Here is a 25504-nt window from a genome sequence, read left to right on the forward strand (position 1 = left end):
AAATACCATCGCGAACATGCCACGCACCGCGACGGCGCCTGTCGCGCGCCCCAACTTCGTGCCCATGCCCCGTACGGCGCCGAGCGCCGTGACGCCCGTCGTCGCACACCTGCGCACGCCGCCGCCCGACGCGCTCATCGAGCCGCATCGCCACGAATGGGGGCAATTGATCTGTCCTCAGCGCGGCGGCCTGCGCATCACGGCCGGCGAGACCAGCCTGATCGTGCCCGTCTTTCGCGCGGCATGGGTGCCGGCCGGCATGTCGCACGAAGTCGCCGTGCTGGGCGAGGCGCAGTTTTACGCGGTGTACATGATGTCGGAAGTCTCGCCGTTGCCTGCCGAGCGGTGTCTCGTGCTCGACGTCTCCCCTTTGCTGCGCGATCTGGCGGCAGCCATGGCCGGGGGGATGGCGTCGGACGACCCTCGGCACGGACTCGTCACATCGCTGTTGCTCGAAGAATTGCGGGTGGCGCCCACGGCGTCGCTCGACCTGCGCATGCCGGACGACCGGCGCCTTCGACCGTTGTGCCAGGGGCTGATGGAGCGCCCGGAGGATGATCGTTCGCTCGCCCAATGGGCCGAAGACGTCGGGGCGTCGGAGCGTACCCTCGCGCGCCTTTTCAGCACGGAACTGGGCACGAGTTTCGGTGTATGGCGCCAGCGGGTGCGCATCGCGCGCGCGGTCGACTGGATGTCGCGCGGTGTGCCCGTGGCGACGGTCGCATCGCGTCTGGGCTATGCGAACCCCGCGGCGTTCTCCGCGATGTTCCGCCGGGCGTTGGGGGTCTCGCCGCGCGACTTTACGCGGGTGGAGCGCGCGAAGCTATGAGCGAGGCCACACCCGGGGCGCCGAAGCCCTGGTTTCTCTACCTGCTGGAATGCGCCGGCGGACGCATCTACACCGGCATTACCGTCGACGTCGATGCGCGCTATGCGGCGCATGTGTCCGGCAAGGGCGCGCGCTTTACCCGCGCGTATCCGCCCTCGCGCATTCTCATGTCGTTGACGTTCGCCGATCGGTCGGCGGCCTCGCGCGCGGAGCACCGCGTGAAACAATTGAGCGCGTCGCAAAAGCGCGGGCTGATCGCCGGCACTTACACGTGCGACTTCGGTGGGGAAGTCGATTCCCCGGCCAACGCGCCTGCCGACCTTACGGCACCAGGCGCGCCCGCCGAATGATGCGGCGCACCTCGCGCTGGAGCGCTCCGAACTGACCGCGTGAGGGAATCGGCGACACCACGAGCGCCCAACTGTCCCCGGGCACGTTCTTCTCGACCACCGTGTAATACGTCGCCTGTGTGCGGAAGAAGTCGGCGATGCCGTCGTGACTGATGCGATAGCTGCGTTCTCCGGCGCGAGGCAGCAGGAACACGCCGAGCGTGTAATACACGTCGCGGTCGGCGTTCACCGGCCCGGACTGCCTGTCGAGCAGCAACGTGCGCAACGTCTGCTCCGTGAGCAGGCTCGGGCGACGTATGTCGAACACGCGCCACACCTTGAGCAGGGCTCCCGTCGACATTTGCCATCCCGCGAACGGCGCGAGCAGACGCCAGTTGTCGGGCAACTGCGCGTCGGTAATGCCCAGCGGCCCGAAGATGCGCGTTTCGCAGAAGTCCTTGTACGCTTGCCCGGAGACGGCTTCGATCACCATGCCGAGCAACAGGTATGAGACGTTGGAGTAGACGAAGTCGGACTTGCCCGTGGAGTGACCGGCTTCGCCGGCGTCGAGATACTTGAAAAAGTCGGCGCTGCCACCCACGCGCCGGATTGCCAGTCCGCTGAACAGACCGTTGACGGGATCGTTGAAGCCGTTCGTCGGCAGGCCGGCGCGATGCGCGAGCAGGCGACGCACCGTGAGCTCGCGCAGCGACGGATCGAGCGGCTTGCCGTGCTGTTTCGAATAGGCGTCGAGCAAATCGCCGAGCTTCGCATCGAGCGAGAGCTTGCCCTCCTGGACGAGCAGGGCGATGCCGATGGCCGTGACCGACTTGGACAGGCTGGCGACCGGCAGGAGGGCGCCGACGTCGTCATCCGCCGTGGCGGCTTCGAGCGCGACGCCGGTATCCGACTCGGTGCGCAACCATACATGCGACAGGTTGAAGCGCTCCTTGAGTTGCGCGACGCCCTGCGCGAGGGTCGACTGCCCGATCGGCACCGCCGGTCGGATGGGCTTGGCCGGGCCGGAGGCCGGCAGCGCCACGACCACGCTGTTCTGACTCGCGGCCGGCGCGGACGAGGCGCCTTGCGAAAGCGCCGGTGTCGCGCTCGACAGGAAGACGGCGCTCAGCAGGACACGCAGGACGCCCCGGCGTACGGACGCGGCGGACAGTCCCGTGGCGCACAGCGCGGCATGCGTGTTCTCGCGCCATGTCCGCCACGTGGTCAAACGTGCCCCTGCCGGACGGCTGTGCCGTTCGACGTACATTATTTCACCCCCCGCGCACGATACTTCGAACCGCGAATCGACTCTCTTCGGAGTCGGAATGGTTCGGTGTGCGCACGTGCCGCTTCGCGGCGTTGTCGGCATTCGAAGTTTAGGAAAAACTTCGTCTAACTGGCTAACAAAAGCCTCGCATTTTACATTAAGTTGCATATATCAAACATAAACTTCCATAGCCTCGCGCAATCGGCCCGGCGCGGGACCGTGTGACGCGGGTCGCGCGGCGGCGGGCGCGTGCATTGCGCCGTGGCGATTCCCTCGAATCCCGAGGGATCGGTCGCCGCCGCAGTCGCGACGAGGCCTGTCGGCAGGGCGGACGATGGTGTCGGCGGCACTGGAACAAGACCTGACACGCATCGCGGTGTAAGCTATCGTCCAGACAGCCACCCCGGGGGCGGCGTCCCGAAGCAGACGCCGTACCGGCCGCAGGATCCACCGATAGATGACTGAACCCTCCCACGCGCGCCCGAGCCGGCCCGCCGAAGCGCCTTCCACCGAGGTCCAGGCGATGGGCGCCGCCGGTGCCGCCGGCGTTGCCGTCGACGGCGTATCCGAACCGCTTGCCCCCGCGCCGGGGGCCGTAGAGGCCACCTGGCTTGCATTGCCCGCCCAGCTGCGCTGGTTGCGACGCGTTCCATGGAGTACCGTCCGGCCGTGGCTGATCGTGGCCGGCGTGGCGCTGCTCGGCCTGTTCGTCTTCGACGCACTGCACCACATGTTGCGGCACGTGCATTACGACGACATCGTCGCCGCCATCCACAACACCCCTGTGACGCGCCTGGTGCTCGCCATGCTGGCAACGCTGGCGAGTTATGCCGCGCTCACCGGTTACGACATCTCCGGCTTGCGCTTCGCCGGGGCGACGGTGCGGCGCTCGACGGTGGTGCTGACTTCGTTCATCGCCTACGCCCTGGGGAACTCCGTGGGCCTCGGCGTGCTGACCGGCGGCACGGTGCGCATGCGCATGTACGCGGCCGCCGGGATCGACACCTCGAAGGTGGCGCAGGCGGTGGCATTCAACGCGGGCGCGTTCGGGCTGGGCATGACGGTGTTCGGCTCGCTCGGCATGCTGTGGGGCGCGTCGCGTGTGTCGGCGCTGGTGCCGATTCCCGCAGGGTTGTTGCAACTGGTCGCCGTGCTGCTGCTTGCCGGGTCCGCCGCGTTTCTCGCGATGTGCGCGCGCCATCGCACCGTCTCGCTGTTCGGCCGCTGGCCCATTCCGCTGCCGCCGCTGCGTCTGGCGTTGCGCCAGTTATTGATCTCCGCCGCCGACCTGGGCATGGCCGCCGCCGCATTGTGGTGCCTGCTGCCCGCGGGTGTGGTCGATCTGCCGACCTTCGTCGTCTTCTACGCGATTGCCATGGCCCTTGGGGTGCTCAGCCACGTCCCCGGCGGCGTGGGGGTGTTCGAGGCCGTGATTCTGCTCGCGACGAACGGCCATGCGCCGATCAGTCAGGTGGCGGGCGCGCTGGTGCTCTATCGGGGCATCTATTACCTGCTGCCGCTCATGCTCGCGGCATGCCTGCTCGCCGGATTCGAACTCCGGCAGGGGCCGGCCGCGCCGATCGGCCGCGCCGCCGTGCGGCTCTTTCCCGGCCTGCTGGCGGCACTGACGCTCGTCGCCGGGGTCATGCTGCTGATCTCCGGCGTGACGCCGGCCACGCGCGAGGCGGAAGACTTCCTGCGCCGCCATGTGCCGCTGTTCCTGGTCGAGGTGTCGCACCTGCTCGGCAGCGTGGCGGGGCTGTGCATGCTGTTTCTGGCGCGCGGACTGTTGCACCGGCTCGACGCCGCCTGGTGGGGTTCGCTCGCGTTGACGGTCATCGCCGCCGTGCTGGCGATTCCGAAGGGGATCGCACTGTCGGAATGCTTCGTGCTGGCGGTGCTGGCCACGTTGCTGCTCGTCTCGCGCAAGCAGTTCGACCGTCGCTCGTCGCTCTTCACACAGACGTTCGAGCCGGGATGGATCATCGCGGTGCTCTCGGTGCTGGGCGCCTGTACCTGGCTCATGTTCATGTCCTACCGGCGCGTGGGCTACGCGAACCAATTGTGGTGGCAGTTCACGTTCGGCGGTGACGCACCTCGTTCGATGCGTGCGCTGATGGTGGTGGCCGTGATCGGGCTCGGGCTGTCGCTGTGGCAACTGCTGCGTCAGTCGCCCGGCGCCATCGTGCCCGCGAGCGAAGACGAACTCGCGCGTGCGCGCGCCGTCATCCGCAAGCAGCCGGCCGCGGACGCCTGCCTGGCGCTCATGGGTGACAAGAGCTTCCTGTTCTCGCCGTCGGGCAACGCCTTCATCATGTACGCGAAGCATCGTCGCTCATGGGTGTCGCTCTCGGACCCGGTGGGCGATCAGAAGGAGTGGCCCGAGCTGATCTGGCGCTTCATCGAACTGGCCGACGCGCACGGTGGGCGGGCGGCGTTTTACAAGACGCGTCCGCAGGCGCTGCCGCTGTACATCGACGCGGGCCTGCGCGCCTACAAGCTCGGCGAAGAGGCGTTCGTTTCGCTGCCGGAGTTCGGCCTGCAGGGCTCGCGCCGTGCGAATCTGCGCCATGGGGTCGCGCGCGGCGAGCGCGAAGGTCTCACGCTGGAGATCGTGCCGCCGGAAGCCGTGGCGCCGTATCTGGAAGAAATGCGACGGGTGTCGAACGCCTGGCTCGCACGCCAGCACACGCGCGAAAAGGGCTTCTCGCTTGGTGCGTTCACCGAGGCGTATGTGTCGCGCCAGCCGGTCGCGCTGGTGCGACGTGAATCGCGCCTCGTGGCATTTGCCACGCTGATGTGCCCGGATGTGCAGCGCATCGAGGCGAGCATCGACCTGATGCGCCAGGTGCCCGACGCGCCGCCGGGCACCATGGACTTCCTGTTCGCGAAGCTGATGCTGCATTTCAAGGATCAGGGGTATCAGCGCTTCGGGCTGGGCATGGCGCCGATGTCCGGCATGGAGACGCATCAACTCGCGCCCCGCTGGCATCGCTTCGGGCGCATGATGTTTGCGCATGGCGCACGCTTCTACAACTTCCGTGGGCTGCGCAGTTTCAAGGACAAATTCGATCCGCAGTGGGAGGCGCGCTATCTGATGACGCCGGGCGGCATCGCGCCGATGCTCACGCTCGCCGACGTGGCGGCGCTCGTGGGAGGCGGCTGGAAAGGGATGATTACGAAATGACGGGGAAGACGATGGCGACGCATGGCAGCGCAGACAGCAGGTACGCGGGCCGGCATCGTTTCGGGAAGACGGGTGTCGCCCGTCTGGCGCGGCATCTCGCGGCGGGCGTGCTGGGGTGGTCGGCGGCGATGGCACCGGTTACCGCGCGGGCGCAGACGGCGCCCCTGGCGCCGGAGCATCGCCCCAATCTGCTTCGCCCCGCGCCGAAGGCGGGGCCGGCCGCGCAGCCGCCTGCGGCGGCTTCGAGCGTGCCCTCGCCGGTGATGCCGCAGGCTGCGGCCGCCGCCGCGGGGGCGGCGGCCTTCCGTGGCGCGGGCAACGCCACGCCGGAAATCATGACCCACGGGCGCTTCGAGAACGTGCCGATCTTCCGGCCGGACGGCGAGCCGAATGCCACCGTGCTGTTCTTCTCGGACGATGACGGCTGGACGCCGCGTGCCGAACGCATGGCCCGCGCGCTCGCGGAAACCGGCGCGTTGGTGGCGGGCATCGACACCGCGCGCCTGATGGCGAACTACACGAAGGACGACATCGCGTGCGTCTACGCCGCGGGCGATCTCGACAACTTCGGCCGCTGGGTCGAGGCGGCCGTGAAGCTGCCGGGCTACACGCCGCCGATTCTCGTGGGCGACGGCGTGGGCGGCACGTTCGCGTACGCCATGCTCGCGCAGGCGGGCAGCGACACGTTCTCGGGCGCGCTGTCCGTCGACTTCTGCCCGGTGCTGCCGATGTCGCGGCCGCTATGCCAGGGCGAAGGCGTGCATTTCGGACGCGGCGTCACGCACACCGCCGGAGGCGCGCCCATGAGGCTGCTGCCCGCTCCGGTGATGAGCGCGCCGTGGCTGGCGATGGGCGGCCCGGCAGGCGGGCCGTACGCGCGCGCGCCGCGGTGCCCCGACCACGTGGCGCAGGCGTTCGCCGCGCGCACGCCCAATGCGAACTGGCTCGTGGGCGGCCTGGCCGGCAGCCTTGGCGCGATGGACACCTCGGGCACGACGCCGACGCCGGTGCTCGCCGACTGGGTGACGCAATACAAGAACGCCTTTCGCCGGCTGAACGCGCATCACGTGGCCGGCACGGCCCGCCCGCCCGCGGCCGTGGCGGACCTGCCGGTGATCGAAGTGCCTGCCACCGGCAAGCCCGACGCGAACCTGGCCGACACCTTCGCCATTCTCCTGTCGGGCGACGGCGGCTGGGCGGGACTCGATCGCGACGTGGCGGGCGCGCTCTCGGCGCACGGCATTCCGGTGGTGGGCGTCGATTCGCTGCGCTATTTCTGGTCGGCGCGTACCCCCGCATCGGGGGCGCTCGACATCGACCGTCTCATGCGCTTCTATCAAACGCGCTGGAACAAGAAGCGCGTGATCCTCGTGGGGTATTCGCAAGGCGCCGACGTGCTGCCGTTCATGGTCAACCGGTTGCCGCCGGGCGGGCGCGAGCGCGTGGCGCTGCTCGTACTCATGGGGCTCGGGCAGAAAGCCGACTTCGAATTCCGCATGACCAACTGGGTCATGTCGAGCCAGAACGGCCTGCCGATCCGCCCGGAAGTCGAACGCCTGCCCGACGGCATGGCGATGTGCATCTATGGCGCCGACGAGGACGACAGCAACTGCCCCGGACTCGATCCCCGGCGCGTTCAGGTCGTGAAGATGCCGGGCGGACACCATTTCGACGGCAACTACACGGCGCTGGCCGACAAGATTCTCCAGGGCGTCGCGCGCCGCTGACACCGGCGCCGGCGTCGCGGCTTTGCGCCTTGCCTTCCGTGCGGGCGCTCCGTACACTTCGCCCAGTTTTCCGTCACCCCGCAGCGCGGCCGCGCGCGGGGCGGGCGAGCCGCGCGTACGGCACAGAACGACACGACAATCACAGGAGAGGATCGATATGGCAGAGGGTTACTTCCCGCAGTGGCGGCAACAGGACACGGCGTCGGGACGCGTGATCGCCCCCGACGAGCGTCTGCCCTGGCCCCAGACCATCGCCATGGGCGTTCAGCACGTCGTCGCCATGTTCGGCTCGACAGTGCTCGCCCCGCTGCTCATGGGCTTCGACCCGAACCTCGCGATCTTCATGTCGGGTATCGGCACGTTGCTGTTCTTCGTGCTCGTAGGCGGGCGCGTGCCGAGCTATCTCGGTTCGAGCTTCGCCTTCATCGGCCTGGTCATCTCGGTGACGGGGTACGCCGGCAGTGGCCCGAACATGAATGTTCCGGTGGCGCTCGGCGGCATCATCGCGTGCGGTGTGCTGTACGCGATCATCGGTCTGATCGTGATGGCGGTGGGCACGCGCTGGATCGAGGCGCTCATGCCGCCGGTCGTCACGGGGGCCGTGGTGGCGGTGATCGGCCTGAACCTGGCGCCGGTGGCGGTCAAGGGCGTTTCGGCCACGAACTTCGATACCTGGATGGCGCTCGCGACGGTGCTGTGCGTGGGGCTGGTGGCCGTGTTCGCGCGCGGCATGGTGCAGCGTCTGTTGATTCTGGTGGGGCTGCTGCTCGCGTACGTGCTCTACGCCGTGCTGACCAACGGCATGGGCCTTGGCAAGCCGATCGACTTCTCCGTCGTGGCCAATGCCGCGTGGTTCGGCATGCCGCATTTCGCTGCCCCCGTGTTCAAGCCGGAGGCGATGGTGCTGCTCGCACCCATCGCCATCATTCTGGTGGCCGAGAATCTGGGGCACATCAAGGCCGTGAGCGCGATGACCGGCCAGAACCTCGACCGCTACATGGGCCGCGCCTTCCTCGGCGACGGGCTCGCGACGATCGTCTCGGGCAGCGTGGGCGGCACGGGCGTGACCACGTACGCCGAGAACATCGGCGTGATGGCCGTCACGAAGATCTATTCGACGCTGGTGTTCGCCGTGGCGGCGGTGATCGCCCTGGTGCTGGGCTTCTCGCCGAAGTTCGGCGCGATCATCCAGACGATCCCGGGCCCGGTGCTCGGCGGTGTGTCGATTGTCGTGTTCGGTCTGATCACGGTGGCCGGCGCGCGCATCTGGGTGCAGAACAAGGTCGACTTTTCGGATAACCGCAACCTGATCGTGGCGGCGGTCACGCTGGTGCTCGGCGCCGGTGACTTCACGCTGAAGTTCGGGGCGTTCTCGCTCGGCGGCATCGGTTGCGCCACGTTCGGCGCCATCATCCTGTACGCGCTGCTGCGCGGACGCGGCAAGTCGACGCCGGCGGCCATGTAACGGGCTAACGGGCGGCACCCGCGACGCGGCCCCCACGGCACGACGATTACGTCGTGCCGTTTTTTTTTATGCCGATGGCGATGTTCGGGTTGCCGGAGGCGTTCGCATCCCGCACACCGTGCGTTTGATGGGTGTCGCATGCTTCGTGAGTGTCGGGCGTGTCGGGCGTGTCGGGCGTGTCGGGCGTGTCGGGCGTGTCGGGCGTGCCGGGCGTGCCGGGCGTGCCGGGCGTGTCGAAGGGGGGCCGGTGTCTGCACCCGGCGCCTGAAGATGCTCGAGCAACTGGCGTGCATGGACGGGCAGGGCGTCGCGCTCGCGCACGCACAGCACCAGCGTGCGCAGCGCCCACGGGTCGCACAGCGGCACGATGCCGATGCCCAGCGTGGCGCAGCGGCGCGCGGCGTTGAGCGGCACGATGCCCAGCGCGGCGCCGGCCGCCACGGCGCGACACAGACTGTCGAAGTCGCGCAGGCGCAGGCGGTAGCGCAAGGGGCGTCCGGCCTGCTTCGCATGGCCGTCGAGATGCTCGGCCAATGCGCTTGGCTCCGGCAGGCCGATGAATTCCTCGTCGAGCACGTCAATGAAGTTGAGTGCTTGCCGTGTGGCCAGCGCGTGGCCCGGCGGCGTGACGACGACCAGCCGGTCCTGACGGAAGGGCACGGTCTCGAGGCCGGTGAGCTCTATCCAGTCGGAGACCACGCCGACGTCCGCCGCGCCCTCGAGCACGGCTTGCACGACCGCCGGGCTGGTCTGCTCGCGCAGCGAGATTTCCACGTTCGGATGGTTGGCGAGAAAGGCCCCGAGCAAGTCGGGCAGGAATTCCGACATGGCGACCGTGTTGGAGGCGATGCGCACGTTGCCCTTGAGACCCGCGGCGTATTCGCCCAGCTCGCCGCGCATCTGCTCGATCTGCGCGAGCACGCGGCGAGCGTGGGCGAGCAGGGCGCGTCCGGCAGGCGAGGGAATCACCCCCTGCCGATGGCGCTCGAACAACGCCACGCCCAGCGTCTCCTCCAGCCCCCGGATGCGAGCGCTGGCGGAAGCGAGCGTGAGATGGGCGCGCTCGGCGCCGCCCGTGATACTGCCGGCATCGGCCACCAGCAGGCACAAACGCAAATCGGTCAGGTCGAATCGCACGGTAGGGGCGTTGGCGCAACGGCGGTTGGGGCAATGACGTGAGTGTAGCGGCTCGCGCATGTCCGGGGTGCGGGCAGGCGTTTCTCCGGCGCTCACTGACTTGCGGATGGCCGCATGGTAAACTACGTGCTTTCAAGACACGGCCGTACCCGCGACGGCCTCGCCCGCCAAGCCACTTGTTTCTCATTCCCCGGCGGGTCGTCTTGCCGGCGTCTTCAGGCGCGTCGCCCACATGAGCGTGACGCCCGTTGCACGCCCGACGCGGGCATTCCATCAAGAACAAACAACATCGATACGCGCGGGGACACACATCGTGGAGTCCGCGCATTGGTCTATATATGTCTTTTGAAAAGCTCGGCCTGTCGGCCGACATCCTGCGTGCGGTCGCCGACCTCGGCTATACCCACCCGACTCCGATTCAACTGCAAGCGATTCCGGCCGTCCTGCAAGGCGGCGATCTCCTCGCCGGCGCCCAGACCGGCACCGGCAAAACCGCCGGCTTCACGCTGCCCATCCTGCAAATGCTCTCGGCGCGCGCGCGTCCGGCGGCGGCCAACGGCAAGCGCCCGGTGCGCGCGCTCGTGCTGACCCCCACGCGCGAGCTGGCGGCCCAGGTCGAGGAGAGCGTGACCCAATACGGCAAGTATCTGCGTCTCACGTCGATGACCGTGTTCGGCGGTGTGTCGATGGTGCCGCAGGTCAAGCAGCTCGCGCGCGGCGTCGACATTCTCGTTGCCACGCCGGGACGTCTGCTCGACCACATGCAGCAAAAAACGGTGGACCTGTCGGGCGTGGAGATTCTCGTGCTCGACGAAGCCGACCGCATGCTCGACATGGGCTTCATCCGCGACATCCGGCGCGTGCTGGCGGCGCTGCCGACCAAACGTCAGAACCTGCTGTTCTCGGCCACGTTCTCCGACGAGATAAAGCAACTGGCCGACGGCCTGCTCAAGTCGCCGGCGCTGATCGAGGTCGCGCGCCGCAACACGACGGCCGAGACGGTCGAGCAGAAAATCCACCCGGTCGATCGCGATCGCAAGCGCGAACTGCTCGAGCATCTCGTGCGCGAGCACAACTGGTTCCAGGTGCTCGTGTTCACGCGCACCAAGCACGGTGCCAACCGCCTGGCCGAACAACTCACGAAGGGCGGCATTCCGGCGCTGGCGATCCACGGCAACAAGAGCCAGGGCGCCCGCACGCGCGCGCTGGCCGAGTTCAAGAGCGGCACGCTCCAGGTGCTGGTCGCCACCGACATCGCCGCGCGCGGGATCGACATCGACCAACTGCCGCACGTGGTGAACTTCGACTTGCCGGAAGTCGCGGAAGACTATGTGCACCGTATCGGCCGCACCGGTCGCGCAGGGGCGAATGGCGAAGCCGTGTCGCTCGTCTGCGTGGACGAACATCAACTGCTCACGCAGATCGAACGTCTCATCAAACGGACCATCGAGCGCGAGGTGATTCCAGGCTTCGAGCCGGACCCGCATGCGGTGGCGCAGCCGATTCGCAAGAATCAGAACGGTGGCCGAGGCGCCGGCGGCGGACGCGCCGCTCGCAACGGCGATGACGGCCGAGGCCAGCGTGAAGCGCGTGAGCCTCGCGAGCCGCGCGAACCGCGAGATGCGCAACGCGGCACACGCCAGGGCGGTGAGCCGAAGGCGCGTCGAGACGGCGGGCGAAATGAGCGCGGCGGTCGCGGTGGCAACGGCAACGGCGGCGGTGGCAGCAGCATCAACGTCGGCAATGTGGGCCAGGCGACGCCGCAGCGCCAGCAGGCACCGAAGCGCCAGGGCGACGCACAACGCGGCGTGGCGCAAGGTTCGGGCGCCGCACGGCAAGGCCAGGACGGCCGGCAGCAGCGCGGCCGTGGCACGCCGGGCCCGCAAGGCGCGGTGCGCGGTCAGGGCGGCGGCGCCGAGCGCGGCGATTTCGCCCAGCGCGGTCCGCGTCCCGCACGTCGCGACGGCGCGGGCGGTGCGCTGCTGATGGGCAAACCGAAGCGCGACTGAGCGGCTTCGGCGCACACGCGTCAACCGGATACGGCGTCGAGGCGTCGTATCCGAACGACACCGGAAAGGCCGTCTGCGCAAAATAAGTAAAATATTAAGCTTTTGCGCCCGGCGGCCCGGGCAAGCGACGAGCGCGGCGGCAAGCACCGGCGATGCCTCTTCGCCGATGCCCGCACCGCCTTCCCGTTCTCCGAGGATTTCATGATCGCCCGTGTTACCCGGCTGTTCCCGCTTTGGGCTCTGTTGCTGTCTGTTTTCGCTTTCCTTTCGCCGGGCAGTTTCTCCGGCGTCACGCCGCACGTCACGGCACTGCTGACCGTGGTGATGTTCGCGATGGGCGTCACGCTCACGTTCGACGATTTCAAGCGCGTATTCACGCGACCCGCGCCGATCGTGGCGGGCGTGGTGCTGCACTACCTCGTAATGCCGCTGGCCGCATGGGTCATCGCGCGCGTGCTGCATATGCCGCCGGACCTGACGGCCGGCATGGTGCTCGTGGGCAGCGTGGCGAGCGGCACGGCCTCGAACGTCATGATCTATCTTGCACGGGGCGACGTGGCACTGTCGGTGACCATCAGCGCCATGTCCACGCTCGTGGGCGTGTTCGCCACGCCGCTGCTCACGCGGTTGTATGTCGATGCGTCGATCGCCGTGGACGTCGAGGGCATGTTGCTGTCGATTCTTCAGATCGTGGCGCTGCCGATCGGCGCGGGCCTGATCATCAATCGCTACTTCGGACGCGTGGTGCGCGCCGTCGAGGGCTATCTTCCGCTCGTTTCGATGGTTGCGATCGTACTGATCATCGGCGCGGTGGTGGGGGCGAACCAGGGCAACATTGCCACGGTGGGGCCGCTGGTGATGCTCGGTGTCGTGCTGCATAACGGTCTGGGCCTGCTCGGCGGTTACTGGGGCGGACGTCTGCTCGGTTTCGACGAGTCGATCTGCCGCACGCTCGCCATCGAGGTGGGCATGCAGAACTCGGGCCTCGCGGCGACGCTCGGCAAGCTTTACTTCACGCCTCTCGCGGCGCTGCCCGGCGCGCTGTTCTCGGTCTGGCACAACTTGTCGGGGTCGCTGCTCGCGGGCTACTGGCGCGGCCGGCCGACCGGCACCGCCAACGACGTGCAAGCACCCGCCACGCGCCCGCTTCACTGAGCGCTCACGGCGCCGCACACCGATTGTGTGCGGCGCGCAACGGCTGCGCGCTTCGGTCCTGCCCGCATTTGCCTTTCTGTCGCGCATCGCCTAAAACTTCGATATACCGTTCGCGGCGGCGAGAGATTCCGCGTCACGGCGCCCGGCCGTGCTCCCTTTCCCCCGCTCGCCCACTGGGCGTATTCCGACGAGGCCCTCCCAGGCAACGAGGCAACGTGCGAGAGGCACGACGACCGCCTGCGGCCGGGCGACAGACCATGTTTTGTGGGAGTCCGTCATGTCTTTGTGTGTCAACGGGATTGTCATCGACGCGCGCCGCGTTGCCGATGAGATCGATCGGCATCGTGACGCGGCCGATCCGCAACTGGCCGCGCGCCACGCGCTCGTGAGCCGGGAACTGTTGCGGCAGCGCGCGCGGGATCTGCGGCTGCTGGACACGGCCGACGGGGCCAATGTCAGTGACGACGCCGTGATCGACGCGCTCTTCACGCGCGACGTGCAGGTGCGGCGTCCGACCGAAGCGGAGTGCCGCGCTTACTTTCACGCGCACGCAGGACAGTTCCGCGTGGGCGACAAGGTGCAGGTGAGTCACATTCTCTTCGCCATGTCGGCGGGTGTGCCGCTCTCGCGCACGCTGGAGCGCGCGCAGTCGGCACTCGATGAAGTACTGGCCGAACCAGCCTCGTTCGCGTCGGTCGCGCAGCGCATGTCGGATTGTCCTTCGGCGCGCGAGGGCGGCAGCCTGGGCGTGCTCACGCGGGGCAGCGGCGTTCCCGAGTTGGAGCTGGTGTTGTTCTGCGGCGATCGGTTGGGCGTGGTGCCGAGACTTGTCAACACGCGTTACGGCTTTCATGTGTTGCGTATCGAGCGACGGATCAAGGGACGCATGCCGCCGTTCGAGCGCGTGGCCGATCGCATCGCGGCGCAGCTATACGAGCAGGCCCGTGCGCGCGCATTGCGCCATTACGTGGCGTTGCTCGCGGGCGCGGCGCAGATCAGCGGTGCGAACGACGACGAAGGGCCCATGCGCGTGCAGTAGCGTTGTTGTCGTGCCGCCAAAACGAAAGGGCGCCCCGGAAGGTGATTCGGGGGCGCCCTTTTTCACGGAGGCCGGCACGAGCGTGCCGGTCGGGCATCAGCCGACGATCAGCTCGAGCGTGAGCGTGTCGAGCGTGAACGAGCCGTCGTCCTGAATCCGGAAGTGACGGCGAACGTTATCGGCCATTGCCGCCTGAAGTGCGCGGATGGCCACTTGCATCGGCGCGGGCGTGCGCATGCGCGTCGTCCAGGTCGTGAAGTCGAGGTCGAGCGCGCGCGGCGTGAGCGACGCCACCGAGAAGCCCGCGCCGGCAGCCATCGTCAGCCACTCGCTCGTGGCGTAGTCGCGCACGTGCGAGGTGTCGCGCAAGACCTCGACGGCCTGCAGATAGGTGTCGAGCAACGGCTGGCCCGTGGACGCCACATCGCAGATCACCACACGTCCGCCCGGTTTGAGCACGCGGCGCATCTCGCGCAATGCGGCGCCGACGTCAGCCCAGTGGTGCGCGCTGTACCGACTGAACACGAGGTCGAACGAGGCGTCCGGAAAGGGCAGCGATTCGGCGGCGCCGAGTTGCGTATCGATGTTCGTCATGCCGCGCTTTGCAGCTTCCGTCGAGACCACGCCGAGCATGTCGGCCGACAGGTCATAGGCCACCACGCGCGCCACATGCGGCGCGGTGAAGAAGCTCACGTGGCCCGCGCCGCACCCCAGGTCGAGCACCTGGGCGTTCGGATGCGCGCGGGCGATCGCGGCAAGCTGTTCGAGATCGGCGCCTTGCGCGTGGTTGGCGCTCGTGAGATACGCGCTCGCCTGCGGGCCGAACTGGCCGGTCACCACGGCGTTGTGGGAATCGTGTGTCGTTGCCGATGCCTTGTCGGCAGGGCGGGCGGTCTCGCTCATGGGGATCTCCTGGATGGTGGGGGCGGGCGGACTGTCGCGACAAGCGCTTGCGCGACATCCATGAGTCTCACGATAATGGGTCGTCGATACCGGTACAAGTTGCTCGTTTATCCTGGTATGAAAACTAATACCCTCTCTCCCGCCCCGCATTTGCCATCGTCCGACACGTCGGGGACGGTGTCCAGCCAGCCCGCCGACGCGGCTCGCGCGCGTCGCGCGCTCGGCGACTTCCTGCGCGCGCATCGCGAGCGTCTCACGCCCGCCGCAGTTGGATTGCCACCGATGGGACGCCGCCGCACGCCGGGTCTGCGGCGCGAGGAGGTGGCCCAGTTATGCGGGCTGTCGGCCACCTGGTACACCTGGATCGAGCAGGCGCGCGAAGTGTCGATCTCGGCGGGGGCACTGGCCGCCGTGGCGGGCGCGTTACGGCTGTCGCGCGCCGAGCGGGCGTATCTGTTCGATCTGGCGGGGCGCCGCGATCCGGAGCGCGGCGCCGAGCCATTGCCGCATCATGCTACGGCGCAGGTACAGGCCGCCGTGGGCGCGGTGGCAGCTCCCGCCTACGCGCTTGACCGGTGTTGGGACGTGCTCGCGTGGAACGATGCAGCCGCCGATATCTTTCGCGGATGGCTCGATGCGAACGGGGCACCGGGCACGAAGAACCTGCTGCGCTACATCTTTCTCGACGAAGCGGCGCCCACGCTGATTCAGGACTGGGAGCGACGCGCGCGCCGTGTGGTGGCGGAGTTTCGCGCCGAATGCAGCGCCTATCTCGACGATCCCCCCGTGCGCGCGCTCACCGATGCCCTGCAGCGAGAGAGCCCGCGATTCGCCGCGCTCTGGTCGCAGCAGGACGTCGTCGAGCGCGAGGGCGGCCGGCGCGGTTTCCGTCACCCGGTGCGAGGCGACATCGATTTCGCGCAGGTGACGTTCCGGCTGTCGGGGCATGACGACGTCAAGCTGGTGATGCTGCTGCCCTGAGTGCCGCACCGCACCGCACCGGCTTACATGCCCGGGCGGAACCACTGCACGAGCAGGGTGGCGGTGGCCATGCCGAACAGCGTCATGACGAGCGAGCCGCCCACGTGGACGAGCACGATCATCGATGCCCAGCCCATCTGGCCTTCGCGCAATAGCGTGGTGACTTCGGCGGAAAAGGTGGAGAAGGTGGTCAGGCCGCCGAGAAACCCCGTCACGACGAACAGGCGCCATTCGACCGGTATCGATGGAACGTGGCTGAAGAAGGCGACCGCCACGCCGATGAGATAGCCGCCGCCCAGGTTGGCCGTGAGGGTGCCCAGGGGCAGGGTGGGCAGGAGGTAGTTCAGATGTGCGCTCAGCGTCCAGCGCAGCAGTGCGCCGAGGGCTGCGCCGACACTCACGGCGACGACCGAAGCAAACATGGGTGACTCCCCGTGCAGAATTCACGCGGATGGATCGCGCGGATAACCGTAGATGTCCGCGGATAACAAAACGGCCGGCCTTTTCAGGCCGGCCGCTCTCGCCTCTCAAGCGAATACTACACGTACCGAACGACTTCGCGAACGACTCAGTCCTTCGGGAACGCCGTGGCGCCACCGTGCGCGCCCGACCACTCGGCCGGCGCGTGCAGGAATTTCTCGACTTCGTCGAGCGTCTTCGTGTCGAAGTGGTTGTGTTGCTTGGCCACGCGCAGCACGTCCCACCACGTGGCGAGCGAGTGCAGCTGGACATCGATGTCCTTGAGCACCTGACGGCTCTCCGGGAAGATGTCGTAGTGGAAGATCACGAACACGTGATTGACCTTCGCACCGGCTTCGCGCAGCGCCTTGCAGAAGTTGATCTTGCTGCGGCCGTCGGTCGTGAGGTCTTCCACGAGCAGCACGCGCGAACCTTCCGGCAGGTCGCCTTCGATCTGCGCGTTGCGGCCGAAACCCTTCGGCTTCTTGCGCACGTACTGCATCGGCAGCATCAGCTTGTCGGCGATCCAGGCGGCAAATGGAATGCCCGCGGTTTCGCCACCGGCGACCGTGTCGAACTGCTCGCAGCCCACGTCCTGAATGATCACGGCCTCGGCGAAGTCCATCAGCGTACGGCGCACGCGCGGGTACGAGATCAGCTTGCGGCAGTCGGTGTAGACCGGGCTGGCCCAGCCCGAGGTGAAGATATACGGCTTCTCGGCGTTGAAATGCACCGCGCCCACTTCGAGCAGGATCTTGGCGGTGATGTCGGAAATCGCCTGGCGGTCGATGCCAATCATGATGCGGTTCCTTAGCGTGGCTGCCCGCCGTGTGGCGTGCGGCCAGGAGTCGTGGAGGAGTCAGCGGGGTGACGCGGCGCGCGGGCGCTGCGGCAGGACGCCGTCTGAGGCGGCGGGTCGTCGGGCCTTGCGGCGAACGACCGGCGCTTAAACGCGAATTATGCCACAAGTTTCAGCAAATGCATGGGCAATTATGCACTGAGCGTATATTTTCGATAGGCGATCTACGCACAGTATTCCCGCACGGCGCATATGAAAATGGGCGTCCGACAGATGTGTCCAAAAAAAGAGACAGTTGCCGAGCCTTTATGACAGGCATACACTCACGCCGAAAATTCAGACCGGACGTGACCATGCCCAACGATTCCTCGCCCTCGCTTGCCGTGCCCGCCGCGCCGCAAGACGCCTCTTACGCCAACCGCGCCCTCTGGGCCTCCGCCATCGGCTACGCCATGGACGGTTTCGATCTGCTGATCCTCGGCTTCATCCTGCCGGCGATTGCCGCCGATCTGGCACTTTCCACGGCGCAGTCGGGCTCGCTCGTCACGTGGACGCTGGTTGGTGCGGTCTTCGGCGGTATCGCCTTCGGCATGCTCTCCGATCGCTACGGCCGCGTGCGCGTGCTGTCGTGGACGATTCTGCTCTTCGCGGTGTTCACCGGCCTGTGCTCGCTCGCGCAGGGCTATTGGGATCTGCTCGCTTACCGCACGATTGCCGGCATCGGCCTGGGCGGGGAGTTCGGCATCGGCATGGCGCTCGCGGCGGAAGCCTGCCCGCCGGCGCGGCGCGCCAGGGCGTCGTCGTTCGTGGGGCTGGGCTGGCAGGCGGGCGTGCTCGCGGCCGCGCTGCTCACGCCGGTGTTGCTGCCGGTCATCGGGTGGCGTGGCATGTTCGCCGTCGGCCTGCTGCCGGCGGTCGTGTCGTTCATCATGCGCCGCACGCTCGGCGAGCCGGAAATGTTCCTCGCGCAGCAGCAAAAGCCGCGCGAGCACGCACCGCTCAAGCTGCTGGTCAAGGACGGTGCCACGACCCGCGCCAGCTTCGGCGTGGCGATCCTGTGCTCGGTGCAGAACTTCGGCTACTACGGCCTGATGATCTGGATGCCGTCGTACCTGTCGAAGACCTTCGGCTATTCGCTGACCAAGTCGGCCATGTGGACCGCCGTGACGGTGCTCGGCATGGCGTTCGGCATCTGGTTGTTCGGCCGCCTGGCCGATCGCGTGGGGCGCCGTCCGACGTTCATTGGCTACCAGATCGGCGCCGTGGTGATGGTATTCGTCTACGCGCAGTTGCAGTCTCAGTTCGCACTGCTGATCGGTGGCGCGGTGATGGGCCTGTTCGTGAATGGCATGATCGGCGGCTACGGTGCGCTGATCTCCGAGCTGTATCCGACGGCCGCGCGCGCCACCGCGCAAAACGTGCTGTTCAACATCGGCCGCGCGGTCGGCGGGTTCGGCCCGCTCACCGTGGGCGCCCTGGCGGCGGCCTATTCGTTCAAGATCGCGCTCGTGTTCCTGGCCGCCATCTACGTTCTCGACATCTTCGCCACGCTGTTCCTGATTCCGGAACGTCGCGGCGAAGCCCTGCAGTAAGCCCGCGGCGGCGGTCATGCCGCACGCGCGCCATGCTGCGCGTGCAGCATCGGGCTTCAGGCGCAAGGTGTACACTTTGCGTCCTGCGATGCGTCCGGCGCATCGCAAGTCCCACGGTCCGACGTGCGCGCGAGCGCGTCGCCTCGGATCGGGGAAGTGGTGGTCATCACGCCACCGCGCCGTGAAGAACCCCGTCGACGACACAATCGCCGAATCCCTCCGGTTGGCTCTTCCCCCGCCGTGATCCGTCAAAAGACGGCCGCGCCCGCACGCAGCCCATGCGCGGCGCAGGCCCGGCCGTCGTAAGTCCTTAGGTATCGAGATATGGATGAACAACTGAAACAAAGCGCCCTGGCGTACCACGAGAATCCGCGTCCGGGCAAGATCTCGGTGACGCCGACCAAGCCCCTGTCGAACCAGATCGATCTGTCGCTGGCCTATTCTCCGGGTGTGGCCTATGCGTGCGAAGCGATTGCGGAAGACCCCCTGGCCGCTAACCGCTACACCTCGCGCAGCAACCTCGTGGGCGTGATCACCAACGGTACGGCCGTGCTCGGTCTGGGCAACATCGGCCCGCTCGCCGCCAAGCCGGTGATGGAAGGCAAGGGCTGCCTGTTCAAGAAGTTCGCCGGCATCGATGTGTTCGACATCGAACTCGCGGAGCACGATCCGGACAAGCTGGTCGAGGCCATCGCCATGCTCGAGCCCACGCTCGGCGGGATCAACCTCGAAGACATCAAGGCGCCCGAGTGCTTCTACATCGAGAAGAAGCTGCGCGAGCGCATGAAGATCCCCGTCTTCCACGACGACCAGCACGGCACCGCCATCATCGCCTCGGCCGCCATTCTCAACGGCCTGAAGGTCGTGGGCAAGGACATCGGCAAGGTGAAGCTGGTCTGCTCGGGCGCCGGCGCTGCCGCCATCGCCTGTCTGGACCTGCTCGTGAACCTCGGTCTGAAGAAAGAGAACATCCTGGTTCTCGACTCCAAGGGCGTGATTCACACTGGCCGCGACAAGCTCGACGAGAGCAAGGCGCGCTACGCGGTGGCGACCGACGCCCGCACGCTCGCCGACGCCAGCAATGGCGCCGACGTCTTCCTCGGTTGCTCGACGGCCGGCGTGCTCACCGCCGACATGGTCAAGACCATGGGCACGAAGCCGTTGATTCTCGCGCTCGCCAACCCCGAGCCGGAAATCCGCCCGGAAATCGCCAAGGCCGCGCGTCCGGACTGCATCGTGGCGACCGGCCGTTCGGACTATCCGAACCAGGTCAACAACGTACTGTGCTTCCCGTTCATCTTCCGCGGCGCGCTCGACGTTGCCGCGACCACCATCACGGAGGAGATGAAGCTCGCCACGGTGCGGGCCATCGCCGAGCTGGCGCAGGAAGAAGAACAGAGCGAAGAAGTGGCGCGCGCCTATGAAGGCCAGTCCCTCGAGTTCGGCCCGGACTACATCATTCCGAAGCCGTTCGATCCGCGCCTGATCATGAAGATCGCGCCGGCCGTCGCGCAAGCCGCCATGGACTCGGGCGTGGCCACGCGTCCGATCGAGGACATGGACGCCTATCGCGAGCAACTCGGCACCACCGTGTACCGCACCGGCTTCATCATGCGCCCGGTGTTCGCCGCCGCGCGCGCACGCTTCGGCAGCGACGCCGCACGCATCGTGTTCGCCGAGGGCGAAGATGAGCGCGTGCTGCGTGCCGCCCAGTTCGTGCTGACCGAGCGCATCGCCCGGCCGATCATCATCGGTCGTCCGGCCGTGGTCGAAATGCGTCTGCAGAAGATCGGCTCGAAGCTCAAGCCGGGCGTCGACTTCGAGATCGTGAATCCGGAAGACGATGCGCGCTATCAGCGTTGCTGGCAGGAGTATCACAACCTTGGCGCGCGTCACGGCGTGACGCCAGAGGTCGCCAAGGCCGCCATGCGCAAGGACAACACGCTCATCGGTGCGATCCTCGTGCGTCTGGGCGAAGCCGACGGCATGATCTGCGGCATGATCGATACGTATCACCGTCATCTCGACGTCGTCGATCAGGTGCTCGGCCGCGCGGCCGGCGTGGAGAACTACGCCGCCATGAACCTGTTGATGCTCGAGAAGCGCAACCTGTTCATCAGCGATACGTACGTGAACGAAGTGCCGACCTCGGAACAGCTTGCCGAGATGACCGTGCTCGCGGCCAAGGAAATCGAGCGCTTCGGCATCGCGCCGAAGGTGGCGCTGCTCTCGAACTCGAACTTCGGCAGTGTGAAGTCGGCGTCGGCACAGCGCATGGCGCGCGCCTGCGAGCTGCTCGCCGAGCGCGCCCCGCAACTGGAAGTGGATGGCGAAATGCACGGCGACGCCGCGCTGTCGGAAACGGTGCGTCGCGCCGCCTACCCGGCGTCGCGCCTGGCCGGCGAGGCGAACCTGCTCGTCATGCCGAACGTGGAAGCGGCGAACATCACGTACAACCTGCTCAAGATGACGGGCGGCGAAGGCGTGACGGTCGGCCCGTTCCTGCTCGGCTGTGCCAAGCCGGTTCACATCCTGACGCCGGCCGCCACGGTGCGTCGCATCATCAACATGACGGCCGTGGCCGCGGCGAACGTCACGCGCTGAGTGCGTTGCGCCGGGGGACGGACGGCGTGCCGGTGTCAGTGCCGGCGCCCCGTCCGGTCGCCAGGAAAAAATCCCGCCGAACGCTCGCGCGCCGGCGGGATTTTCATTGGACTGCCGGATTCGCGTCCGGCGCCCCTCAGGACATCACGTCGCGCAATCTGGTCATCACGCGGCCACGCGATGCGCGTCGCCATCGCGGAACTGCGCGAGCAACTTCGTCCACTTGATGCGCGTGGCGGCAAGGCTTTGCGCCTTGACGTGCCCATACCCGCGAATCTCCTGCGGCAACTCGGCGAGCTGAACGGCCAGCGTCAGGTTCTGCTCGTTCAGTCGCGACACCAGTTCGTTGACCAGCGTCTCGTACTCGCCGATCAATGCACGCTCCATGCGACGTTCCTCGGTGCGGCCGAAGATGTCGAATGCGCCGCCACGCAGCCCCTTGAACTTCGCGAGCACGCCGAACGCCTTCATCATCCAGGCGCCATACGTCTGCTTGATGAGGTGCCCCTTGTCGTCGTGCTTCGCGAGCGACGGCGGCGCGAGATGGAAGCGCAACGTGAAGTCGCCTTCGAACTGCTCGTTGATCTTCTTCATGAACGCCGGATCGGTGTACAGGCGCGCGACTTCGTACTCGTCCTTGTACGCCATGAGCTTGTACAGCGCGCGGGCCACCGCTTCGGTCAGCGGCATCTGCGCGCCTTCCTGCGTGAGCGGTGTCTCCGCCGCGCGGACACGGTCCACCGTCTGCTTGAAACGCTCGGCGTAGGCGCGATCCTGATACGACACGAGCTGGTCGTAGCGGCGCTGGATCAGCATGTCCAGTGCGCGCGGCGTGTGCAGCGTGATCAGCTTGCCGCCGGCTGCCGACGATTCCGGCGTTTCGCCTTGCTGCGCGAGCTTGCGCACCGCGGCGAGATCGTGCGCGGCGCGACGGCCCCACTCGAACGCCTGCTTGTTCTTCTCGATGGCCACGCCGTTCAGTTCGATGGCGCGCGTGAGTGCCGCGTAGGAGAGCGGTACCCATCCCTTTTGCCATGCGTACCCGAGCACGAACGGGTTCGTGTAGATGGTGTCGCCGAGCAGTCGCAATGCGAGGTGGTTGGCGTCGACAAAGTCCACGCCGTCGCCGGCCGCGGCGCGAATGTCGTGCTCGGTGCTCGAGCCGGGGAAGCGCCAGTTGGGATTGCGGATGAACTCGGCGGTCGGGGTGTGCGCGCTGTTCACGACGACGTTCGTCACGCCGTACTGCACGCGCGAGAGCGTGTCGTCGCTGGCCGTGGTGATGGCGTCGCACCCGATCACCACGCGTGCGTCGCCCATGGCGATGCGCGTCGCGTGGATGTCCTCCGGTTGCAGCGCGATCTGCACGTGGCTCGTCACGGCACCGCCCTTTTGCGCGAGACCGGTCACATCGAGCGTGGTGACGCCCTTGTTCTCCAGATGCGCGGCCATGCCGAGCAGCCCGCCGATCGTGACCACGCCCGTGCCGCCCACGCCCGTGACGAGAATGCCGTACGGACGCGAAATGTTCGGCAGCACCGGTTCCGGCAACGGCGGCAGGCCGCTGCTGTCGACCTGCGCGGTCCTGGGCTTGCGCAACTGACCGCCTTCGACCGTCACGAAGCTCGGGCAGAAGCCGTTCACGCACGAGTAGTCCTTGTTGCACGTCGACTGGTTGATCTGGCGTTTCGTGCCGAACTCGGTCTCGAGCGGTTCGACCGACAGGCAGTTCGACTTCACCGAGCAGTCGCCGCAACCTTCGCAGACCGCTTCGTTGATGACCACGCGCTTGGCCGGATCGGGGTACGTGCCGCGCTTGCGACGGCGGCGCTTCTCGGTGGCGCACGTCTGGTCGTAGATCAGGATGGACGTGCCCTTGACCAGACGCAGCTCGCGCTGCACGCGGTCGAGTTCGCTGCGGTGATGGATCGGCACGTCACCCACGAGCTTCACGCCCTCGTATTTCTCGGGCTCGTCGGTGACGATCACGATCTTCGCGGCGCCTTCGGCATCGACCTGTGCCACGATCTGCGGCACGGAGAGCGTGCCGTCGACCGGCTGCCCGCCGGTCATCGCGACGGCGTCGTTGTACAGGATCTTGTAGGTGATGTTGACCTTCGACGAGATCGCCGCGCGTATCGCCAGCAGGCCGGAGTGGAAGTACGTACCGTCGCCCAGGTTCGCGAAGATGTGCTCGTCGCAGGAGAATGGCGCCTGGCCGATCCAGGGCACCCCCTCGCCGCCCATCTGCGAGAAGGTGTCGGTCTTGCGGTCCATCCACACCGTCATGTAGTGACAACCGATGCCGGCGATCGCACGCGAACCCTCGGGCACGTTGGTCGACGTGTTGTGCGGGCACCCCGAGCAGAACCACGGCTTGCGCTCGACGGCCACGCGCGGCTTGGCCAGCGCCTGCTCCTTGGCCTCGATCACGCGCAGGCGCGTGGCGATGCGCTCGCGCACGTCGCTCGGCAGCTCGAACTTCTCCAGACGCGTGGCAATGGCCTTGGCGATCAGCGCGGGCGAAAGTTCGTAGTGCGCGGGCAGCAACCAGTTGGCCATCGGCACCGACCATTCGCCGCCGGCGCCGTCCTTCTCGTCGAACTTGCCGTATACGCGCGGACGCACGTCGTCGCGCCAGTTGTACAGCTCTTCCTTGATCTGGTATTCGAGGATCTGGCGCTTCTCCTCGACCACCAGGATTTCCTGCAGCCCCTGCGCGAATGCGCGCGCACCCTGCGCTTCGAGCGGCCACACGCAGCCCACCTTGTAAAGACGAATGCCGATGCGTTGACACGTGGCTTCGTCGAGCCCGAGGTCGGCAAGCGCCTGACACACGTCGAGGTACGCCTTGCCCCCGGTCATGATGCCGAAGCGCGCATTGGGCGAGTCGATCATCACGCGGTCGAGCTTGTTGGCGCGCACATAGGCCAGGCCGGCGTACCACTTATAGTCGATCATGCGCGCTTCCTGCACCAGCGGCGGATCGGGCCAGCGGATGTTCAGCCCGTCGGGCGGCATGATGAAATCGTCGGGCAGTCGCACGTCGACGTTGTGCGGATCGATCATCACCGACGCCGACGATTCGACGACGTCCGTCACGCACTTCATGGCAACCCACAGGCCGGAGTAACGGCTCATCGCCCAGCCGTGCAGGCCGTAGTCGAGATACTCCTGCACGTTCGACGGATACAGCACGGGGATGCCGGCGGCCTTGAAAACGTGCTCCGACTGGTGGGCGAGGGTGGAGGATTTGGCGGCGTGGTCGTCGCCTGCGAGTACCAGCACACCGCCGTGCTTCGACGAGCCGGCCGAGTTGCCGTGCTTGAACACGTCCATCGAGCGGTCGACGCCGGGGCCTTTGCCGTACCACATGGAGAACACGCCATCGAACTTGGCGGGGTACAGATTGACCTGTTGCGAACCCCAGACCGACGTGGCGGCGAGATCTTCGTTCAGGCCGGGCTGGAAGACGATGTTATGTCCGGCGAGATGCTGCTTCGCCTTCCACAGCGACAGGTCCAGACCGCCCAGCGGCGAGCCGCGATAGCCCGAGATGAAACCTGCGGTATTGAGCCCGGCAGCGGCGTCGCGCGCCTGCTGCAACATCGGTAGTCGAACCAGGGCCTGAATGCCGCTCATGTAAGCGCGACCGCGCTCGAGCGTGTACTTGTCGTCGAGCGTGACCGATTCCAGCGCGGCCAGCAAACTCGGGTTGACGGGGGCGTTCATGGGGTGTGCTCCTCACTCTCACTGATTTTGGGATCGCCAAAACTTCTTTGCCCCCCCGCTCTCGTGAAGCAGGACGGCAGCGGTGATTGCCGGCCTCTGTATTTTTGCTTTCCCGAGTGCTCACCTCTGTGATGCCACCCGGTGGGCAGGGCCTTTTTCGTGATGCTGATGCCAGTCGGACTTATGGTAGCACCGGCGTCATGGCATTGCCTGACGGTGAAGGTGACGTCGCATAGGTTGCCGCTTGGGGCAGTACCACGCGCATTATGACGTTTACGTAAACGTAAAAC

Annotated in this window: 16 protein-coding genes and 1 pseudogene; 11 read left to right on the forward strand and 6 right to left on the reverse strand. The window is 67.0% G+C overall.

Features of this window, described 5'->3' with window-relative positions:
- Positions 1-16: 16 nt before the first annotated feature.
- Together LV28_RS25200 and LV28_RS25205 are read left to right on the forward strand one after the other, a co-directional pair.
- Positions 17-829, forward strand: coding sequence for an AraC family transcriptional regulator (locus tag LV28_RS25200; RefSeq protein ID WP_023598485.1), 813 nt, complete (start codon positions 17-19; stop codon positions 827-829).
- Positions 826-1179, forward strand: coding sequence for a GIY-YIG nuclease family protein (locus LV28_RS25205; protein WP_081326787.1), 354 nt, complete (start codon positions 826-828; stop codon positions 1177-1179). Before LV28_RS25200 ends, LV28_RS25205 begins: the two co-directional genes overlap by 4 nt.
- Here LV28_RS25205 and LV28_RS25210 read toward each other — a convergent pair.
- Positions 1151-2425 carry a serine hydrolase domain-containing protein gene (locus LV28_RS25210; protein WP_038619178.1) on the reverse strand — a complete coding sequence of 425 codons (1275 nt, stop codon included), beginning with the start codon at positions 2423-2425 and terminating at the stop codon, positions 1151-1153. The two genes, LV28_RS25205 and LV28_RS25210, sit on opposite strands and share 29 nt — an antisense overlap.
- Positions 2426-2882: 457 nt before the next feature.
- Between LV28_RS25210 and mprF the strand changes: the two genes are divergently transcribed.
- The 3 genes from mprF to LV28_RS25225 all read left to right on the forward strand — a co-directional run bounded on the left by mprF (position 2883) and on the right by LV28_RS25225 (position 8804).
- The gene (gene mprF / locus LV28_RS25215) at positions 2883-5612 is read left to right on the forward strand and encodes a bifunctional lysylphosphatidylglycerol flippase/synthetase MprF (protein ID WP_231107040.1); all 2730 of its coding nucleotides are present in this window, start codon (positions 2883-2885) and stop codon (positions 5610-5612) included.
- Positions 5609-7339, forward strand: coding sequence for a virulence factor family protein (locus LV28_RS25220; protein WP_023598489.1), 1731 nt, complete (start codon positions 5609-5611; stop codon positions 7337-7339). The genes mprF and LV28_RS25220 overlap by 4 nt, the downstream gene beginning before the upstream one ends.
- 157 nt (positions 7340-7496) lie before the next feature.
- Positions 7497-8804: a solute carrier family 23 protein gene (locus LV28_RS25225; RefSeq protein WP_023598490.1), complete on the forward strand. Its 1308-nt coding sequence runs from the start codon at positions 7497-7499 to the stop codon at positions 8802-8804.
- 264 nt (positions 8805-9068) lie between these two features.
- Here LV28_RS25225 and LV28_RS25230 read toward each other — a convergent pair.
- A pseudogene (locus LV28_RS25230) lies at positions 9069-9941 on the reverse strand (LysR family transcriptional regulator); the annotation flags it as partial.
- A gap of 338 nt (positions 9942-10279) precedes the next feature.
- On the opposite strand from LV28_RS25230, the gene LV28_RS25235 reads away from it, so the two are divergent.
- The 3 genes from LV28_RS25235 (at position 10280) to LV28_RS25245 (ending at position 14144) form a co-directional block, all read left to right on the forward strand.
- Positions 10280-11950: a DEAD/DEAH box helicase gene (locus tag LV28_RS25235; protein ID WP_023598492.1), complete on the forward strand. Its 1671-nt coding sequence runs from the start codon at positions 10280-10282 to the stop codon at positions 11948-11950.
- 201 nt (positions 11951-12151) lie between these two features.
- Positions 12152-13105: a ketopantoate/pantoate/pantothenate transporter PanS gene (gene panS, locus LV28_RS25240; RefSeq protein WP_023872535.1), complete on the forward strand. Its 954-nt coding sequence runs from the start codon at positions 12152-12154 to the stop codon at positions 13103-13105.
- A gap of 277 nt (positions 13106-13382) precedes the next feature.
- Complete coding sequence (locus LV28_RS25245; RefSeq protein ID WP_023598494.1) at positions 13383-14144, forward strand: peptidylprolyl isomerase; 762 nt, start codon at positions 13383-13385, stop codon at positions 14142-14144.
- A gap of 96 nt (positions 14145-14240) precedes the next feature.
- Here the strand turns inward: LV28_RS25245 and LV28_RS25250 are convergent, their stop codons facing one another.
- Entirely contained in the window at positions 14241-15047 is an 807-nt protein-coding gene (locus tag LV28_RS25250; protein WP_023598495.1) for a class I SAM-dependent methyltransferase, read from the reverse strand.
- A 177-nt stretch (positions 15048-15224) separates the two neighbouring features.
- Here LV28_RS25250 and LV28_RS25255 point away from each other — a divergent pair, with 177 nt between their 5' ends.
- On the forward strand, positions 15225-16028 hold the full coding sequence (locus tag LV28_RS25255) for a helix-turn-helix transcriptional regulator (RefSeq protein ID WP_023872532.1): 804 nt from the start codon (positions 15225-15227) through the stop codon (positions 16026-16028).
- A gap of 23 nt (positions 16029-16051) precedes the next feature.
- Here LV28_RS25255 and crcB read toward each other — a convergent pair whose 3' ends face one another.
- On the reverse strand, positions 16052-16450 hold the full coding sequence (gene crcB, locus LV28_RS25260) for a fluoride efflux transporter CrcB (RefSeq protein WP_023598497.1): 399 nt from the start codon (positions 16448-16450) through the stop codon (positions 16052-16054).
- A 146-nt stretch (positions 16451-16596) separates the two neighbouring features.
- Positions 16597-17286, reverse strand: a complete 690-nt coding sequence (locus LV28_RS25265; RefSeq protein ID WP_023598498.1) for an orotate phosphoribosyltransferase — start codon at positions 17284-17286, stop codon at positions 16597-16599.
- 353 nt (positions 17287-17639) lie between these two features.
- Between LV28_RS25265 and LV28_RS25270 the strand changes: the two genes are divergently transcribed.
- On the forward strand, positions 17640-18878 hold the full coding sequence (locus LV28_RS25270) for an MFS transporter (RefSeq protein WP_023598499.1): 1239 nt from the start codon (positions 17640-17642) through the stop codon (positions 18876-18878).
- A 324-nt stretch (positions 18879-19202) separates the two neighbouring features.
- The gene (locus LV28_RS25275; protein ID WP_038619175.1) at positions 19203-21482 is read left to right on the forward strand and encodes an NADP-dependent malic enzyme; all 2280 of its coding nucleotides are present in this window, start codon (positions 19203-19205) and stop codon (positions 21480-21482) included.
- A 165-nt stretch (positions 21483-21647) separates the two neighbouring features.
- Here the strand turns inward: LV28_RS25275 and LV28_RS25280 are convergent, their stop codons facing one another.
- Positions 21648-25214, reverse strand: a complete 3567-nt coding sequence (locus LV28_RS25280) for an indolepyruvate ferredoxin oxidoreductase family protein (protein WP_038619172.1) — start codon at positions 25212-25214, stop codon at positions 21648-21650.
- Positions 25215-25504 lie beyond the last annotated feature (290 nt).

It is taken from the genome of Pandoraea pnomenusa (assembly GCF_000767615.3).
Taxonomy (GTDB): Bacteria; Pseudomonadota; Gammaproteobacteria; order Burkholderiales; family Burkholderiaceae; genus Pandoraea; species Pandoraea pnomenusa.